This window comes from Pseudonocardia asaccharolytica DSM 44247 = NBRC 16224, assembly GCF_000423625.1.
GTDB lineage: Bacteria > Actinomycetota > Actinomycetes > Mycobacteriales > Pseudonocardiaceae > Pseudonocardia > Pseudonocardia asaccharolytica.
This window is the reverse complement of the sequence record NZ_AUII01000011.1, coordinates 52,560-66,368: the sequence shown is the minus strand read 5'-3', so window position 1 is coordinate 66,368 and position 13,809 is coordinate 52,560. Positions and strand designations below refer to the sequence as shown.

Sequence of the window (13,809 nt, the reverse complement as noted above, 5' to 3'; positions counted from 1 at the left end):
TGGTGGGCGATGGTGGTCAACGGTGGTCAGAGGACGAGCTTGCGCTCGCTGGGCTCGAGGTTGTCGTAGTTCCACAGCTTCCGGCCGCAGGTGAACTTGCGGAACGTGTCCGGCCGGTCCATGCCGTAGATGCGGAACTTGCGATCGATGAGCTCGTCGTCGGCCGGGGTCATCTCCGCCTCGACGCAGTCGACGCCGAGGGAGGCCACCTTCCCGGCCACGTAGATCGACCCGTCGTACATCGAGTCACCGAGACCGCCGCCCGCGTCGCCGCAGATGATCTGGCGACCGCGCTGCATCATGAACCCGGTGGTGGCGCCGGCGTTGCCGCCGACGATGATCGTGCCGCCCTTCTGGTCGATGCCGGTGCGGGCGCCGACGTGACCGCGGATCACGAGATCGCCGCCGCGGATGGCCGCCCCGGTGAGCGAGCCGGCGTTCTTGTCGATCACGACGACGCCGGACATCATGTTCTCCGCGACCGACCAGCCGACCCGCCCGGTGATGTGGATCTCCGGGCCGTCCACCAGCCCGCAGCCGAAGTAGCCGAGGCTGCCGTTGATCCGGATCCGGCAGCAGGTGAGGATCCCGACGGCGATCGAATGCTTCGCCCCGGGGTTGTCGATCGTCACCTCACGGATGCCCTCGCCGTAGACCAGCCGCCGCAGCTCCAGGTTGATCTGGCGGGGGCTCAGGTCCGCCGCATCGAAGCCGGCCGTGTCGCCGTCGATCTTGGCGATCTTGGGCGCCACCGCATCCGGTTCGGCGAGCCCGCGGATGTCGTAGCGGACACCGCGCTCCCCTGCCGTCACCGCGACCACACCATCACCTCACGCTCGTAGGGGTCGTAAGAGTCGATCTCCTGCGGGAGGATCGCGCGGATCGCGCTCTCCTCGGAGGCGAGCGCGACCATGTTCTCGCCCTCGTGCAGGACCAGCGGCTTGGCCGCCATCTCGTCCTTGGCCATGCCGAGGCTGTCCTCGGTCACCACCAGGTAGGTGAACACGCCGTCCAGGTCGTCGAGGCTCTCCTTCATCGCGCTGTCCAGGCTCATCCCGGCGGCGAGCCGCTCGGCCAGGTAGACGGCGATGATCTCGGAGTCGCATTCGGACTGGAACCGGTGCCCGGACCGCTCCAGCCGCCTGCGCCACTGGTGGTAGTTGGTCAGCTGACCGTTGTGCACCACCGCGACGTCGGAGAACGGGTAGGCCCAGTACGGATGTGCGCCCGCGATATCCACATCGGACTCGGTCGCCATCCGGACGTGGCCGATCCCGTGCGTCCCGCGGAAGTCGTCGAGCTTGTAGGTGTCTGAGACGGTGCGGGCGTCGCCGAGGTCCTTGACGATCTCCAGCGAGTGGCCCAGGGAGAGCACCTCGCAGCCGGGGATGTTCTCGACGTAGTCCGCGAGGGGCTTGAGCTCCCCCTCGTAGCGGAACGTCGCGCGGTAGGCGTAGGCCGACTCGCTCTGCACCCGGTCGACGTTCGCGCCGATCTTCGACAGCCGCGACTCCACCTCGCGGCGGCTGCGCTCCAGCCGCTCGCTGAAGTCGAAGTCCTGGGAGTCGTTCGGGTCGGCGAGCTTGAACCGCATGACGAGCATTTCGCTCGGCTCGCCGTAGAGCGCATAGCCCGCGGAGTCCGGACCTCGATGCTTCATCGACTGGAGCATCTGCGTGATCTCACGCCCGATGTCCCCGGGGCCGTCCAGATGAATGATTCCTGCTATCCCGCACATGGCAGTCCTCCTTGTCCACCTCAGGCCCTGATCAGGGCAGGATGTCCAGGTATTCCTTGATGTCCCATTCAGTCACGGTGGCGCAGAACCGCTCCCATTCGTCGCGCTTGTAGTGTTCGAAGACGGTGTACATCTCGCCGGGCAGCGCGGACTTGACCACCTGGTCGCGCTCCAGCGCCGCCAGCGCGTCGCCCAGGTTCATCGGGATCTTGTGCACGGCCTGGCCGGTGGTGACCTCGTAGCTGTTGCGGTTCTCCGGGGGACCCGGGTCGATATTGCGCGCGATCCCGTCGCCCATCGCCTGGAGGAGTGCGGCGAAGGACAGGTAGGGGTTGACCGAGGAGTCGGTCGCCTTGTACTCGAAACGGCCGGGCGCGCTGACCCGCACGGTGGTGGTGCGGTTCTGGAATCCCCAGTTGGCGTAGACGGGAGCCCAGAAACCGGTGTCCCACAGCCGGCGGTAGGAGTTGACGGTCGGCGCGGTCACACAGACGAGCGCGTCGAGATGCTCGAGGATTCCGCCGAGCGCGCTGAGCCCGATCTTGCCCGGAATTCGGGGGTTGTCGGTATCGGGCATGAACATGTTCATCTCGCCCTGCCAGAGCGAGATGTTGTGGTGGCAGCTGTTCGCCGAGACGCCCATGAACGGCTTGGGCATGAAGCACGGGAAGGCGCCCATCTCGCGCCCGACCTGCTTGCAGATCTGCCGGTAGGTGGTGAGCCGGTCGGCGGTGAGCTCGGCACGGTCGAACTGCCAGTTGAGCTCGAGCTGGCCGGGGCCGTCCTCGTGGTCGCCCTGGATCATGTCCAGCCCCATGGCCTTGCAGTACTCGAGGACCCGGTGGATCAGCGGCTGCAGCTCGGCGAACTGGTCGATGTGGTAGCAGAACGGTTTCGTCTTGCCCTCGACCGAGGGCGTTCCGTCCGGGTTCAGCTTGAGCCACATCATTTCCGGCTCGGTGCCCACCCGCAGGTGCAGGCCGGTCTCGCGCTCGAACTCGCTGTGAATCCGGCGGAGGTTTCCGCGACAGTCCGAGGTCAGGTACGAACCGGGATTCAGCTCCTCCTCCCGACCGCGGAACAACGTACAGAAGACGCGGGCGGTCTGCGGATCCCAGGGCAGGATCTGGAAGGTTTCGACATCCGGCAACCCGACGAGCTCCCAGGCGTCGGGGCCGTATCCGATGTAGTCACCCTTGCGGTCGATGAAGAGATTCGCCGTCGATCCGTAGACGAGCTGGAATCCCTTTTCCGTCATCCGCTCCCAGTGCTCGGCCGGGACGCCCTTTCCCATGATGCGTCCGGTGACCGAGACGAACTGGTAGTAGATGTACTTGACTCCCTTCTCGTCGATCTGGCGCCGAACCTGCCGGACGGCCTCGTCCCGGCCGTCCTGGTGGACGAAGTTTTCAAGATCTGTGGGCATGGGCGGCCTCCTGGGTCGAAACTGGGCAGACCTGACGTGAGAGCGGCCACAGAGAGTAGACCGCGTTTCGTGACGGGAGACAACACCCATTCGCCAGAATGTCATTCGTCCGAACATCAGTTCGGCTCGCCCGACCGAGCCCCGCGGAGGGAGTCTGTCCACCGGCAGTAGACATCGTTTCCTGTGACTCGTATGCTCTCCGTCACAGCTGCCCCCCTCCCATATGCCAGAGCCTGGAGGCACGCGTGCACCCAACCAACGGCCGTGTGAACGGACATCACCGCCGAAACGGAACCCCGCGGTACTCGGCATGGAGCCTGGTCCAGCACGGCCTGACCGGCGCCGAGTGGTCGCGGGCGTGGCGGGCCCATCCGATGCGCAAGAGCTACGACGTGGTGATCGTCGGCGGCGGCGTTCACGGCCTGGCCACCGCCTACTACCTGGCCACCAATCACGGCATCCGTAATATCGCGGTGCTGGAGAAGGGCTATATCGGCGGCGGCGGATCAGGCCGCAACACCGCGATCCTGCGCTCGAACTACCTCACCCCCGAGGGCGTGCGGTTCTACGACCGCTCGATCAAGCTCTACGAACGGCTGGCCGCCGACCTGAACTTCAACGTCATGTTCTCCCAGCGCGGCCACCTCACCCTCGCCCACAACGACGCCTCGCTGCGCACCATGCACTGGCGCGCCGAGGTCAACAAGCTCCAGAACGTCGACTCCGAGGTCATCGGACCCGACAAGATCAAGGAGCTGGTGCCCTACCTGGACACCTCGACCACCACCCGCTACCCGATCCTCGGTGCGCTCTACCACCCGCCCGGCGGCATCATCCGCCACGACGCCGTGGTCTGGGGCTACGCGCGGACCGCCGACGCGAACGGGGTGCACATCCACCAGAAGACCGAGGTCACCGGCATCGACGTCGAGGGCGGCCGGGTCACCGGGGTGCAGACCGACCAGGGCCGGATCGCCACCCCGGTCGTGGTCAACTGCACCGCGGGCTGGGCCACACTGATCTCGGACATGGCCGGGGTGCGCATGCCGGTGCAGACGTTCCCGCTGCAGGCGGCGGTCACCGAGCCGGTCAAGCCGTTCCTGGACACCGTCGTGGTCTCCGGCACCCTGCACGTCTACGTCAGCCAGACCGATCGGGGCGAGCTGGTGTTCGGCGCCAGCGTCGACCCGTTCGCGTCCTACTCGATGCGCGGTTCGCTGGAGTTCACCGAGGGCGTCGCGGGACACGTGCTGGAGCTCATGCCGGCCGTGTCGAAGATGCGGTTGCTGCGACAGTGGGCCGGGCTGTGCGATATGACCCCGGACTACTCCCCCATCATGGGTCCGACCGAGGTCGAGGGCTTCTACGTCGACGTCGGCTGGGGCACCTACGGGTTCAAGGCGGGCCCGGTGTCCGGCGAGGCCATGGCCGACTGCATTGCCAACCAGCGCCCGCCCGAGATCATCTCGGCCTTCGGCATCGACCGCTTCCTGCAGGGACGCCTCGTCGGTGAGAAGGGCGCCGCGGCGGTCGGCCACTGACCGCCGACCCCAGCGGACGAGAAGGTGATCCACCGATGATGCTGCTGACATGCCCCTGGTGCGGGCCACGCAACTCCACCGAGTTCCGTTTCGGCGGCGAGTCGCACCCGCGCCCCCGCCCCGACGCCGCCACCCCCGAGGAATGGCGCGACTACCTCTACTTCGCCACCAACCCGCGGGGCTGGTCCCGCGAGACCTGGTACCACGGCTCGGGTTGCCGCCGGTACTTCGCGATCGAACGACACACCGAGACCAACGAGCATCGAGCAATCGACGAACGACGCGCCGCGGAGGCACGCCGATGACCCAGGAGCAGATCGCCCTCGCCGGCACCGGGGCCATGCGCCTCGGCCGCCAGGAGGGCGAGGTGATCGACCGGCGACGCACGATCACCTTTCGCTGGAACGGAAAGCAGCAGCTCGCCCACCCTGGCGACACCATCGCCTCGGCGCTCGCCGCTGCGGGAGAGCGGGTGTTCTCCCGCAGCTTCAAGTACCACCGCCCACGCGGCATCCTGACCGCCGACCACCTCGACCCGGGATGTCAGCTGCAGGTCGGCGACGAGCCCAACGTGCGCGCGGCACACCGGCTGGTCGAAGCCGATATGGACGTACGGTCGCAGAACACCTGGCCCTCGCTGCGATTCGACGTCAAGGCCGCCAACGGGCTGGTCGGACGGTTCCTCTCGGCCGGTTTCTACTACAAGACCTTCATCAAGCCCGAGCGGCTCTGGCCGGTCTACGAGAAGGTGCTCCGGCAGTTCGTGCACGCCGGGTCGATCTCTCCGGACACCGCCCACGACTACTACGACAAGCGCTACGCCCATCCGGATGTGCTCGTCGCCGGGGGCGGCCCCGCCGGGATGTCCGCCGCGCTGGCCGCGGCCCGCGCCGGCGCCACCGTCCTGCTCGTCGACGAGCAGGGCGCGCTCGGCGGCCGGCTGCGCTGGGGTGGCCCGGCGGAGCTGCACGAGCTGCACCGGCTCACCGCCGAGATCGCCGCCGAACCGGGAATCGAGGTGCTGACCGACTCGGTCGTCGGGGGCCGGTTCGACGACAACTGGGTCGCCGTCGTACAGCGCAACCTGCCCAATGTGGTGGAACGGTTGGTGAAGGTGCGGGCCAAGTCCTTCGTGGTCGCGCCGGGGCTCATCGAGCGCCCCTACGTGTTCGAGGGCAACGACCTGCCCGGGGTGATGCTGTCCACCGCGGCCCGCAGGCTGATCAACCTCTACGCCGTCAAGCCGGGTGAGCGCGCCGTCGTGCTCACCGCGAACCCGGAGGGCGACGGCGCCGTCGCCGACCTGCAGCGCGCCGGGGTCGACGTGGCCGCCGTCGTCGACGCCCGCCACGGCACCACGGTGACCCGTGCCCGCGGACGTTCGGGCGTGCAGTCGGTGGAACTGTCCGACGGCCGCCGGATCGACGCCGACCTGCTCGTCACCGCCGTCGGCTGGACCGCGCCCACCTCGCTGCTCAACATGTCCGGGGACAAGCCCGTCTATGACCCCCGCTCGGCCCGGTTCCGGCCCGATCCGGCGCGTCTTCCGGACACCGTCCTCGCCACCGGGCGGATCGTCGGGGACGGCTCGTTCTCCGAGATCGCCGCGCACGGCGCCGCGATCGGCCGGGAGGCCGCCCGGCGCGCCGCGGGGATCCGGGCACGCTGGCAGACGCAGGTCCCGACCCGGACGCCCGGCGAGCCCGTCGCGGAGGTTCCGGCCAAACCGGTCGAGATCCCCGATCTCACGCCCGCCGCCCACCCGGAGCTGTTCCGCGGCCACACCCATGGCTTCGTGGATTTCTCCGAGGACGTCTCGTCGAAGGACCTGTTCACCGCGGTCGCCGAGGGCTACGACTCCGTCGAGCTGGTCAAGCGCTACACCACGGTCACGATGGGTCCGGGGCAGGGCAAGCTCGAGACGGTGAACGCGGTGGCGGTCGTCGCCGAGGCCACCGGCCGGACCATCGCCGAGACCGGCACCACGACCTGGCGGCCGATGTACGCCCCGGTCACCCTCGGCGCGCTCGCCGGCCGGATCTTCGAGCCGGTCCGGCACTCCCCGATGCAGGCCTGGCACGAGCGTCAGGGTGCGGTTCCGCTGGTGGCCGGGCAGTGGATTCGTCCCGAACACTATGGCGACCCGGCGGCCGAGGTGCGCACGGTGCGCAACGCGGTCGGGATCATCGACGTCACCCCGATCGGCAAGCTCGACCTGCGCGGTCCCGATGTGCCCGAGCTGCTCAACCTGCTGTATGTGAACAAGTGGAACAACCTGGGCGTCGGCCGGGTCCGGTACGGGGTGATGTGCGCCGAGGACGGGGTCGTGCTCGACGACGGCGTCACCGGCAGGCTCGGCGAGCAGCACTACCTGATGAGCACCACGTCCTCGGGCGCGGGCACGGTGTGGGAGTGGGTGGAGAACTGGCTGCAGACCGAGCACCCGGACTGGCAGGTGCACGTCACCCCGGTCACCACCGCCTACGCCAGCATCAACGTCGCCGGGCCCCGGTCGCGCGAGCTCGTCGGGCGGCTGGCCGAGGGCGTCGACCTCTCGCCCGAGGCGTTCGGCTATATGAACGTGCGCACCGGCACGGTGGCCGGCGTGCCGGACTGCGTGCTGTGGCGGATCGGGTTCACCGGTGAGCTGAGCTATGAGATCCACGTGCCCGCCGCCTTCGGACTGCACGTCTGGGAGGCGCTGATGTCGGCGGGTGCCGATCTCGGGGTCGCCCCGTTCGGGATCGAGGCCCAGCGGATCCTGCGGCTGGAGAAGGGGCATTTCATCGTCGGCCAGGACACCGACGGCCTCACCCAGGCCTATACCGCCGGGCTCGGCTCGCTGGTCAAGCTCGACAAGCAGGACTTCATCGGCAAGCCGGAGCTGACCTGGCAGGCCGAGCGCGGCGGCTATCCGCTGCTGGTCGGGCTGCAACCGATCGACGGCCGGATCGTGCCGGCCGAGGCCAGCCAGATCATCGCCGGGGGCCGGATCGTCGGGCGGATCACCTCCAGCCGGATGTCGCCGACGCTGGGCCGGTCGATCTGTCTCGGACAGGTCGAGGCCGGCCTCGCCAAGCCCGGCGCCGTCGTGACCGTGCGGCTGATCGACGGCCGAAACATCCCGGCGGCCGTCACCCCCCAGCTCGCGCACGTCGACCCCGAGGGAGAGCGGCAACGTGTCTGATCCCAACACGCCCACCCCCAACGCGCCCACCCCCATCGCGCGCAGCCCCATCGCGCCCATCAATCCCCGCGTCGAGAACGGCTGGGAGGTCAGCGACGCGCGCAGCACGGCGGCGCTGACCATCGCCGACGAGACCCCGCTGGCCAAGGTCGCGGTGCGGGCACCGTTCGCCGGTGCGATCGCCGGACTGCTCGGCGTGGGGTTCGGCCGGGCGGCCCGCGGCCCGGCCAGTCTCCAGGCCGACGGGCTGCCCGAGGCGCTGGTCGTCGGCTCCGGGCCCGGCGAGTGGCTCGTCCTCGCCGCGCCCGGTACGTCACCCGCGGTGCGCCAGCGGCTCGAGGCGCTCATCGCGGGCACCGGGGAGTTCGCCTCGGTCGTCGACCTCACCCACGGCAGGGCGCTGATGCGGCTGCGCGGCGAGGACTCGCCCGCGATGCTCGCCAAGGTCTGCGCGATCGACCTGTCCGACGACGTCGTCGGGAACGGCGCGGCGTTCCGATCCTCGGTGGCCCGGCTCGTCACCGACATCGTCCGCGACGACTGTTTCGATGCGCGCTCCGCTGGCGCTGCCCGCGGCGACGGCGTGCGGTCCTACCTGCTGCACTGCGAGCGCTCGTCAGGGCAGTACCTGTTCGACGCGCTGCTCGACGCCGGAGCCGAGTTCGGGATCGAGGTCACCGGTTCTGTCCGGGCAGCGGGCTGACGGCGGGTCGTCGCCGCGGTCAGTAGGCCGCGGCGATGATCCGTGCCCGCTCGCGCAGGATCTCGACGGCGGCGGCCATCTCCGCCTCGCCGAACCGGCTGGCGGGGCCCTGCACGCCGAGGATGGCGACCAGCTCGGCGTGCTGGTCCAGGATCGGGACCGCGACCGCGTGCAGGTCCGGCTCGCGCTCGGACCGAGCCGTCGCGAAGCCCCGCTCCCGGACGATCCGGATCTCCGCCTCCAGCGCCGCCCGGTCGGCGATGGTGCGCGGGGTGAACGCCGTCAGCTCCGCGGGCAGCCGTCCGCCGTGGGCCAGGAAGACCTTCCCGACCGACGTCGCGTACCGCACGCTGTTGCGCCCGACCTGCGCGACGCTGCGCACCGACCGCGGGCTCTGCACGAAGTCGAGGGTCATCACCTCGTGCTCACCGGGGATCGACAGCGTGGCCGTCTCCGAGGTCAGGCCGGCGATCTCCTCGAGATGGGGCCGGGCCAGCGTCCGGATGTCGAGCGTCTCCCGGGCGGCGCTGGCCAGCTGCAGGATCCGGACGCCCAGCCGATACCGACCGGTCGCCGGGACGTGCTGGACCAGCCCGGCGGTGGCGAGCGTGGACAGCAACCGGGAGATGGTGCTGACGTTGACCCCCGTGCGCCGGGCGATCTCGTTGGTGCCGACCTCGGTACCGGCGTCGGCGAGCGCGTCCAGCACCGCAATGGCCCGCTGCACCGATCCGATCTGCCGACTCGCTGGTTTACCCGTGCGGGCCATAGTAGTATATCTCCCGTCAGGACATAGTGTTGCCGTATAGGCAATTGTACTCCGACATCGTCGGGGCCGGTCGAGGGTTCATCCTCCGCCCGTTCGTCCGGCTCCCCGGCAGACCTTCGCGACCCGTGCACATCCACTCGTGAGCTAGGGGAAAAGCGACGATGATCCCACAGCACGTCCGGTATCTGGTGATCGGCGCAGGAATTCACGGACTGTCCACAGCCTGGCACCTGGCCACCGAACTGCAGGCCCGAGGTGAGGGATCCGGGGACGACGTTCTGGTCATCGACAAGGCCGATATCGGGGCAGGTGCCTCCGGTGTCGCCTGCGGCGTCATCCGGAACAACTATTTCCAGCCCGCGATGCGCGAGCTCATGGCGCATTCGGTGGGAGTATGGGAATCCGATCCGGAGGCGTTCTCCTACCACGACGTCGGATATATCCAGCTCGCCCCGGAATCGATGCACGCCGATGTTGTACAGATTCACGCCGAGCAGCGGGCGATCGGCTACGAATCGGTACTCGTCGAGGGCGAGCGCGCCTGCCGGGACTACATGCTCGAGATGTTCTCCGACTGGCAGGCACCCGGGATCTCGGTTCTGCTGCACGAGAAGCGCGGCGGATACGCCAACAACCACGCCTCGCTGCGCGGCCTGGCCGCCAAGGTGCGCGGATGCGGCGTGCGCATCGCCACCGGCGTGACCGTGACCGGAGCCCGACTCACCGGCGGCGCCGTGACCGCGGTCGATACCGACCAGGGCACGATCGCGTTCGACAAGCTGGTCGTCGCGGTGGGGCCGTGGGTGCGCGACACCTGGGCGATGCTCGAGCTGCCGTCGGCGATCACGGTCACCATGCCGGACGGTTCGAAGATCCACAACCATCCTATGTGGACCTACTGGGCGTTGCAGGAAGGCACGCTCAACATGGACCCGAACGAGTTCATGGACAACCGCGGCACCTTCCCGCCGGTGATCCATGTCGACTCGGACGCCCCGCTGCACGACGATATCGACGGCAGCCTCATCACCGACCAGATCTGGGGCATCTACTACAAGCCGGACTTCCATTTCGGCGGGGTGCAGGGTGGAGCGTCGCCCCAGCGCGTCCCACGGCCCGCCGACCAGGTCGCCGTCGACCCCTATGGCACCGAGAGCCCCGAGTTCATCGTCGGGGACGACTTCGTCCGCATGTGGACCTCGGCGCTGGCCGCCTGTCACAAGCGGTTCGAACAGAAGCGTTCGCTGTATCGCGACGAGCCGTCCGGCGGTATCGGCGCGTTCACCCCGGACAGTTTCCCGATCTTCGACGTCTTCCGGAAGAACGCGTATGTCATCGCCGATGCGAACCACGGCTACAAGATGATCGGCGTCGGTGCGCTGGTCGCCCGGGAGCTTCTCGGTGAATCGCAGGCGTTGCTCGAGCCGTTCCGTTTCACCCGTTACGAGACCGGCGAGCTGCACCCGGTCAGCAACTCGCCCTTCCCCTGGAGCTGAGCGATGAAGGTATTACAGGCAGACGATGTCGGCGCCCGGTCCGGGCGGGCCGGCGGTGGCGGCGCGCGCGCCGTCGAACGGGAACCGACGGCCGATATCGGCCGGCTGCTGGTCTCCTGCCCGGACGGGCCGGGGATCGTCGCCTCGATCACCGCGTTCCTGCACACCCGCGGCGCCAACATCATCCAGTCCGACCAGTACTCGACCGACCCGCTGGGCGGCCGATTCTTCCTCCGGGTGGTGTTCCACCTTTCCGGGCTGGCCGAGCGCCTCGACGCGCTCGAACGCGAGTTCGGCGGGGAGGTGGCCGGGCGGCTGGGCCTGACCTTCCAGCTGCGGACCGCGTCCGTCCCCAAGCGGGTGGCCCTGTTCGTCTCCCGCTTCGACCACTGCCTGCTGGATCTGCTGTGGCGCTGGGAGCGCGACGAGCTGCCGATCGACGTCGTGCAGGTGGTGTCCAACCACCTCGATCTGGCCGATGCGGTGGCCGGGTTCGGGGTGCCCTACGCGCATATCCCGGTCACCAAGGACACCAAGGCCGAGGCCGAGGCCGAGCAGCTGGAGCTGCTGGCCGGCCGGGTCGACTTCATCGTGCTGGCCCGCTACATGCAGATCCTCACCAAGGGGTTCCTCGACGAGCTCGGCGTGCCGGCGATCAACATCCACCACTCGTTCCTGCCCGCGTTCGCCGGGGCCGGCCCCTACGAGCGAGCCAAGACCCGCGGGGTGAAGCTGGTCGGCGCCACCGCGCACTACGTGACCGAGGACCTCGACGAGGGCCCGATCATCGATCAGGACGTGGCCCGGATCTCGCACCGCGACGACGTCACCGACATCACCCGCCTCGGCGCCGACGTCGAGCGGACCGTGCTGTCGCGGGCGGTGGCCTGGCATGCCGAGGACCGGGTTCTGCTCAACGGCAACACCACGGTGGTGTTCGGATAGGAGAGAACCGTGCCCGCAACGATCATCGACGGCAAGGCCGTCGCCGCCCGGCTGCGCGCGCAGATCGCGCGCGACGTCGCGGAGCTCCCGGCGCCGCCGAGCCTGGCCACCCTGCTCGTCGGGGAGGATCCGGCCTCGGCGGTCTATGTGGCCAACAAGCGCAAGCTGTGCGTGCAGGCCGGGATGCGCGACCTGCACCACCACCTGCCCGCCGATATCGGCGCGGACGCGCTCGGTGGGCTGATCGACCAGCTCAGCGCCGATCCCGAGGTGACCGGGATCCTGCTGCAGCTACCGCTGCCCCGCCACCTCGACCCCGCGCCGCTGCTGGACCGGATCCATCCCGACAAGGACGTCGACGGACTCACCGAGACCAGCACCGCCCGGCTGGTGCTCGGCACCCCGGGGTTGCGCCCGTGCACCCCGGCCGGGGTGATGGTGCTGCTCGACGACGCGGGCGTGCCGCTGCAGGGCGCCGAGGCCGTCGTGGTCGGACGGTCCGGCCTGGTTGGTAAGCCGATGGCCCAGCTGCTGCTACAGCGCAACGCCACCGTGACGATCTGCCATTCGCGCACCCGCGACCTCGCCGCGGTGTGCCGGCGCGCCGATGTCCTGATCGCCGCGGCCGGCGTCCCCCGGATGCTGGGTCCCGAGGCCGTCAAACCCGGTGCCACCGTCATCGATGTGGGCATCCACCGCACCGATGCCGGGCTGTGCGGCGACGTCGACACCGACGCGGTCCGCGAGGTCGCCGGGGCGATCACCCCGGTGCCCGGTGGCGTCGGGCCGATGACCATCGCGATGCTGCTGCGCAACACCGTCACCGCGGCCGGGCTGATGACCAGGGCACCCGCCGGTGTCTGAGCCGTTCACCCGTCCGTTCCGGACCGCGCTGACCGATCGGCTGGCGCTGCGGCACCCGATCGTGCTGGCCCCGATGGGTGGGGTCGCGGGCGGCGCGCTCGCGGCCGCCGTGTCCGCCGGCGGCGGACTGGGTCAGATCGGGATCGGTTACGGCGACCACGCCTGGCTGACCCGCGAGTTCGATCGGGCCGGCGGGGCTCGGGTGGGCTGCGGCTTCATCACCTGGATGCTCGCCGAGCGACCGCAGCTGCTCGATGCCGCACTTGAACGGGGTGCGGCCGCGATCACGCTGGCGTTCGGCGATCCCGGCCCGTTCGCCGCCCGGATCCGCGGCGCCGGAGTCCCGCTGATCTGCCAGGTGGCCGGGGTCGAGGAAGCCCGGCGGGCGCTCGAGGTCGGTGCCGACGTGCTCGTTGCGCAGGGCGGCGAGGGCGGCGGTCACGCCGCCCGGCACCGGTCGACGATGACGTTGGTCCCCGAGCTGGTGGACCTGGTGGCCGGGCTCGGCGCGGACGTCCCGGTGCTCGCCGCCGGCGGTATCGGAGACGGACGGGGACTGGCCGCGGCGCTGGTGCTCGGTGCCGACGGCGCACTGGTCGGCACCCGGTTCTGGGCCTGTGCCGAGGCACTGGTGGCGCCGGGCGCGCACAGGCGCGCGACGCGCGCCGTGGGCGACGACACCATCGCCACCACGGTCTACGACCAGGTCCGGGGCTACACCTGGCCGGACGGCTACACCAGCCGGGTTCTCCGCACGCCGTTCGTCGCCCACTGGCACGGACGGGACCGCGAGCTCACCGGCGCCCTGGACGAGCTCGCCGTGCAGTATCGGGGGGCGGTCGAGAACGAGGACTACGACGTGGCCCAGATCGCCGTCGGAGAGGCGATCGGGATCGTCCGCGACGTCGGTTCGGCGGCCGACGTCGTGGCCGACCTCGTCCGCGAAGCAAGCGCCGCGCTGGAGGCGAGCAGGCCGGGCGCGCGGTAGCAGACGACGCGTCCGCTGGATTTCCCTGTGGGAAACGAAGTTTCAGCAGAGGGTTTACAGCGGTGCGCTCCGCTGCCATGATTTCGGTCACATGCGATCTCGGCCGGGCCTGGGCGGCCAACCGGCTCCCGGTCGCCCGACGCTGCGCTTGG

At 69.5% G+C, this 13,809-nt stretch carries 12 protein-coding genes; 8 read left to right on the top strand and 4 right to left on the bottom strand.

Features of this window, described 5'->3' with window-relative positions; all coding sequences use genetic code 11:
* Window positions 1-26: 26 nt before the first annotated feature.
* The 3 genes from G567_RS28740 to G567_RS0113900 all read right to left on the bottom strand — a co-directional run bounded on the left by G567_RS28740 (window position 27) and on the right by G567_RS0113900 (window position 3,164).
* On the bottom strand, window positions 27-821 hold the full coding sequence (locus G567_RS28740) for a GltB/FmdC/FwdC-like GXGXG domain-containing protein (protein WP_051233003.1): 795 nt from the start codon (window positions 819-821) through the stop codon (window positions 27-29).
* Window positions 809-1,660, bottom strand: coding sequence for a class II glutamine amidotransferase (locus G567_RS0113905; protein WP_211223927.1), 852 nt, complete (start codon window positions 1,658-1,660; stop codon window positions 809-811). Before G567_RS0113905 ends, G567_RS28740 begins: the two co-directional genes overlap by 13 nt.
* 109 nt (window positions 1,661-1,769) lie before the next feature.
* Window positions 1,770-3,164: a glutamine synthetase family protein gene (locus tag G567_RS0113900; protein WP_028930478.1), complete on the bottom strand. Its 1,395-nt coding sequence runs from the start codon at window positions 3,162-3,164 to the stop codon at window positions 1,770-1,772.
* A gap of 266 nt (window positions 3,165-3,430) precedes the next feature.
* Here G567_RS0113900 and G567_RS0113895 point away from each other — a divergent pair, with 266 nt between their 5' ends.
* Genes G567_RS0113895 through G567_RS0113880 form a run of 4 tightly spaced genes read left to right on the top strand, consistent with a single transcriptional unit; the run spans window position 3,431 to window position 8,595 of the window.
* The gene (locus G567_RS0113895) at window positions 3,431-4,705 is read left to right on the top strand and encodes an FAD-dependent oxidoreductase (RefSeq protein ID WP_211223926.1); all 1,275 of its coding nucleotides are present in this window, start codon (window positions 3,431-3,433) and stop codon (window positions 4,703-4,705) included.
* Window positions 4,706-4,740: 35 nt separating this feature from the next.
* Entirely contained in the window at window positions 4,741-5,010 is a 270-nt protein-coding gene (locus G567_RS0113890) for a sarcosine oxidase subunit delta (RefSeq protein WP_028930476.1), read from the top strand.
* Window positions 5,007-7,892 (top strand): 2Fe-2S iron-sulfur cluster-binding protein, encoded by a 2,886-nt coding sequence (locus G567_RS0113885; protein ID WP_051233001.1) that lies wholly within the window; start codon window positions 5,007-5,009, stop codon window positions 7,890-7,892. Before G567_RS0113890 ends, G567_RS0113885 begins: the two co-directional genes overlap by 4 nt.
* Window positions 7,885-8,595 (top strand): sarcosine oxidase subunit gamma, encoded by a 711-nt coding sequence (locus tag G567_RS0113880; protein WP_028930474.1) that lies wholly within the window; start codon window positions 7,885-7,887, stop codon window positions 8,593-8,595. The genes G567_RS0113885 and G567_RS0113880 overlap by 8 nt, the downstream gene beginning before the upstream one ends.
* Before the next feature lie 19 nt (window positions 8,596-8,614).
* Here the strand turns inward: G567_RS0113880 and G567_RS28735 are convergent, their stop codons facing one another.
* Entirely contained in the window at window positions 8,615-9,322 is a 708-nt protein-coding gene (locus G567_RS28735) for an IclR family transcriptional regulator (RefSeq protein ID WP_161631705.1), read from the bottom strand.
* Between the two features lie 203 nt (window positions 9,323-9,525).
* Between G567_RS28735 and G567_RS0113870 the strand changes: the two genes are divergently transcribed.
* Genes G567_RS0113870 through G567_RS0113855 form a run of 4 tightly spaced genes read left to right on the top strand, consistent with a single transcriptional unit; the run spans window position 9,526 to window position 13,657 of the window.
* Window positions 9,526-10,860, top strand: a complete 1,335-nt coding sequence (locus G567_RS0113870) for an NAD(P)/FAD-dependent oxidoreductase (protein ID WP_028930473.1) — start codon at window positions 9,526-9,528, stop codon at window positions 10,858-10,860.
* A 3-nt stretch (window positions 10,861-10,863) separates the two neighbouring features.
* Window positions 10,864-11,805 (top strand): formyltetrahydrofolate deformylase, encoded by a 942-nt coding sequence (gene purU, locus G567_RS0113865; protein WP_028930472.1) that lies wholly within the window; start codon window positions 10,864-10,866, stop codon window positions 11,803-11,805.
* Window positions 11,806-11,814: 9 nt separating this feature from the next.
* Window positions 11,815-12,669, top strand: coding sequence for a bifunctional methylenetetrahydrofolate dehydrogenase/methenyltetrahydrofolate cyclohydrolase FolD (folD, locus tag G567_RS0113860; RefSeq protein WP_028930471.1), 855 nt, complete (start codon window positions 11,815-11,817; stop codon window positions 12,667-12,669).
* The gene (locus tag G567_RS0113855) at window positions 12,662-13,657 is read left to right on the top strand and encodes an NAD(P)H-dependent flavin oxidoreductase (protein WP_028930470.1); all 996 of its coding nucleotides are present in this window, start codon (window positions 12,662-12,664) and stop codon (window positions 13,655-13,657) included. The genes folD and G567_RS0113855 overlap by 8 nt, the downstream gene beginning before the upstream one ends.
* Window positions 13,658-13,809: the final 152 nt, after the last annotated feature.

Bases quoted from the DNA above. Each gene is read 5' to 3' on its own strand.
- purU (WP_028930472.1), top strand. From the start codon at position 10,864: ATGAAGGTATTACAGGCAGACGATGTCGGCGCCCGGTCCGGGCGGGCC.
- G567_RS0113870 (WP_028930473.1), top strand. From the start codon at position 9,526: ATGATCCCACAGCACGTCCGGTATCTGGTGATCGGCGCAGGAATTCAC.
- G567_RS0113885 (WP_051233001.1), top strand. From the start codon at position 5,007: ATGACCCAGGAGCAGATCGCCCTCGCCGGCACCGGGGCCATGCGCCTC.
- G567_RS0113905 (WP_211223927.1), bottom strand. From the start codon at position 1,660: ATGAAGCATCGAGGTCCGGACTCCGCGGGCTATGCGCTCTACGGCGAG.
- G567_RS0113900 (WP_028930478.1), bottom strand. From the start codon at position 3,164: ATGCCCACAGATCTTGAAAACTTCGTCCACCAGGACGGCCGGGACGAG.
- G567_RS0113890 (WP_028930476.1), top strand. From the start codon at position 4,741: ATGATGCTGCTGACATGCCCCTGGTGCGGGCCACGCAACTCCACCGAG.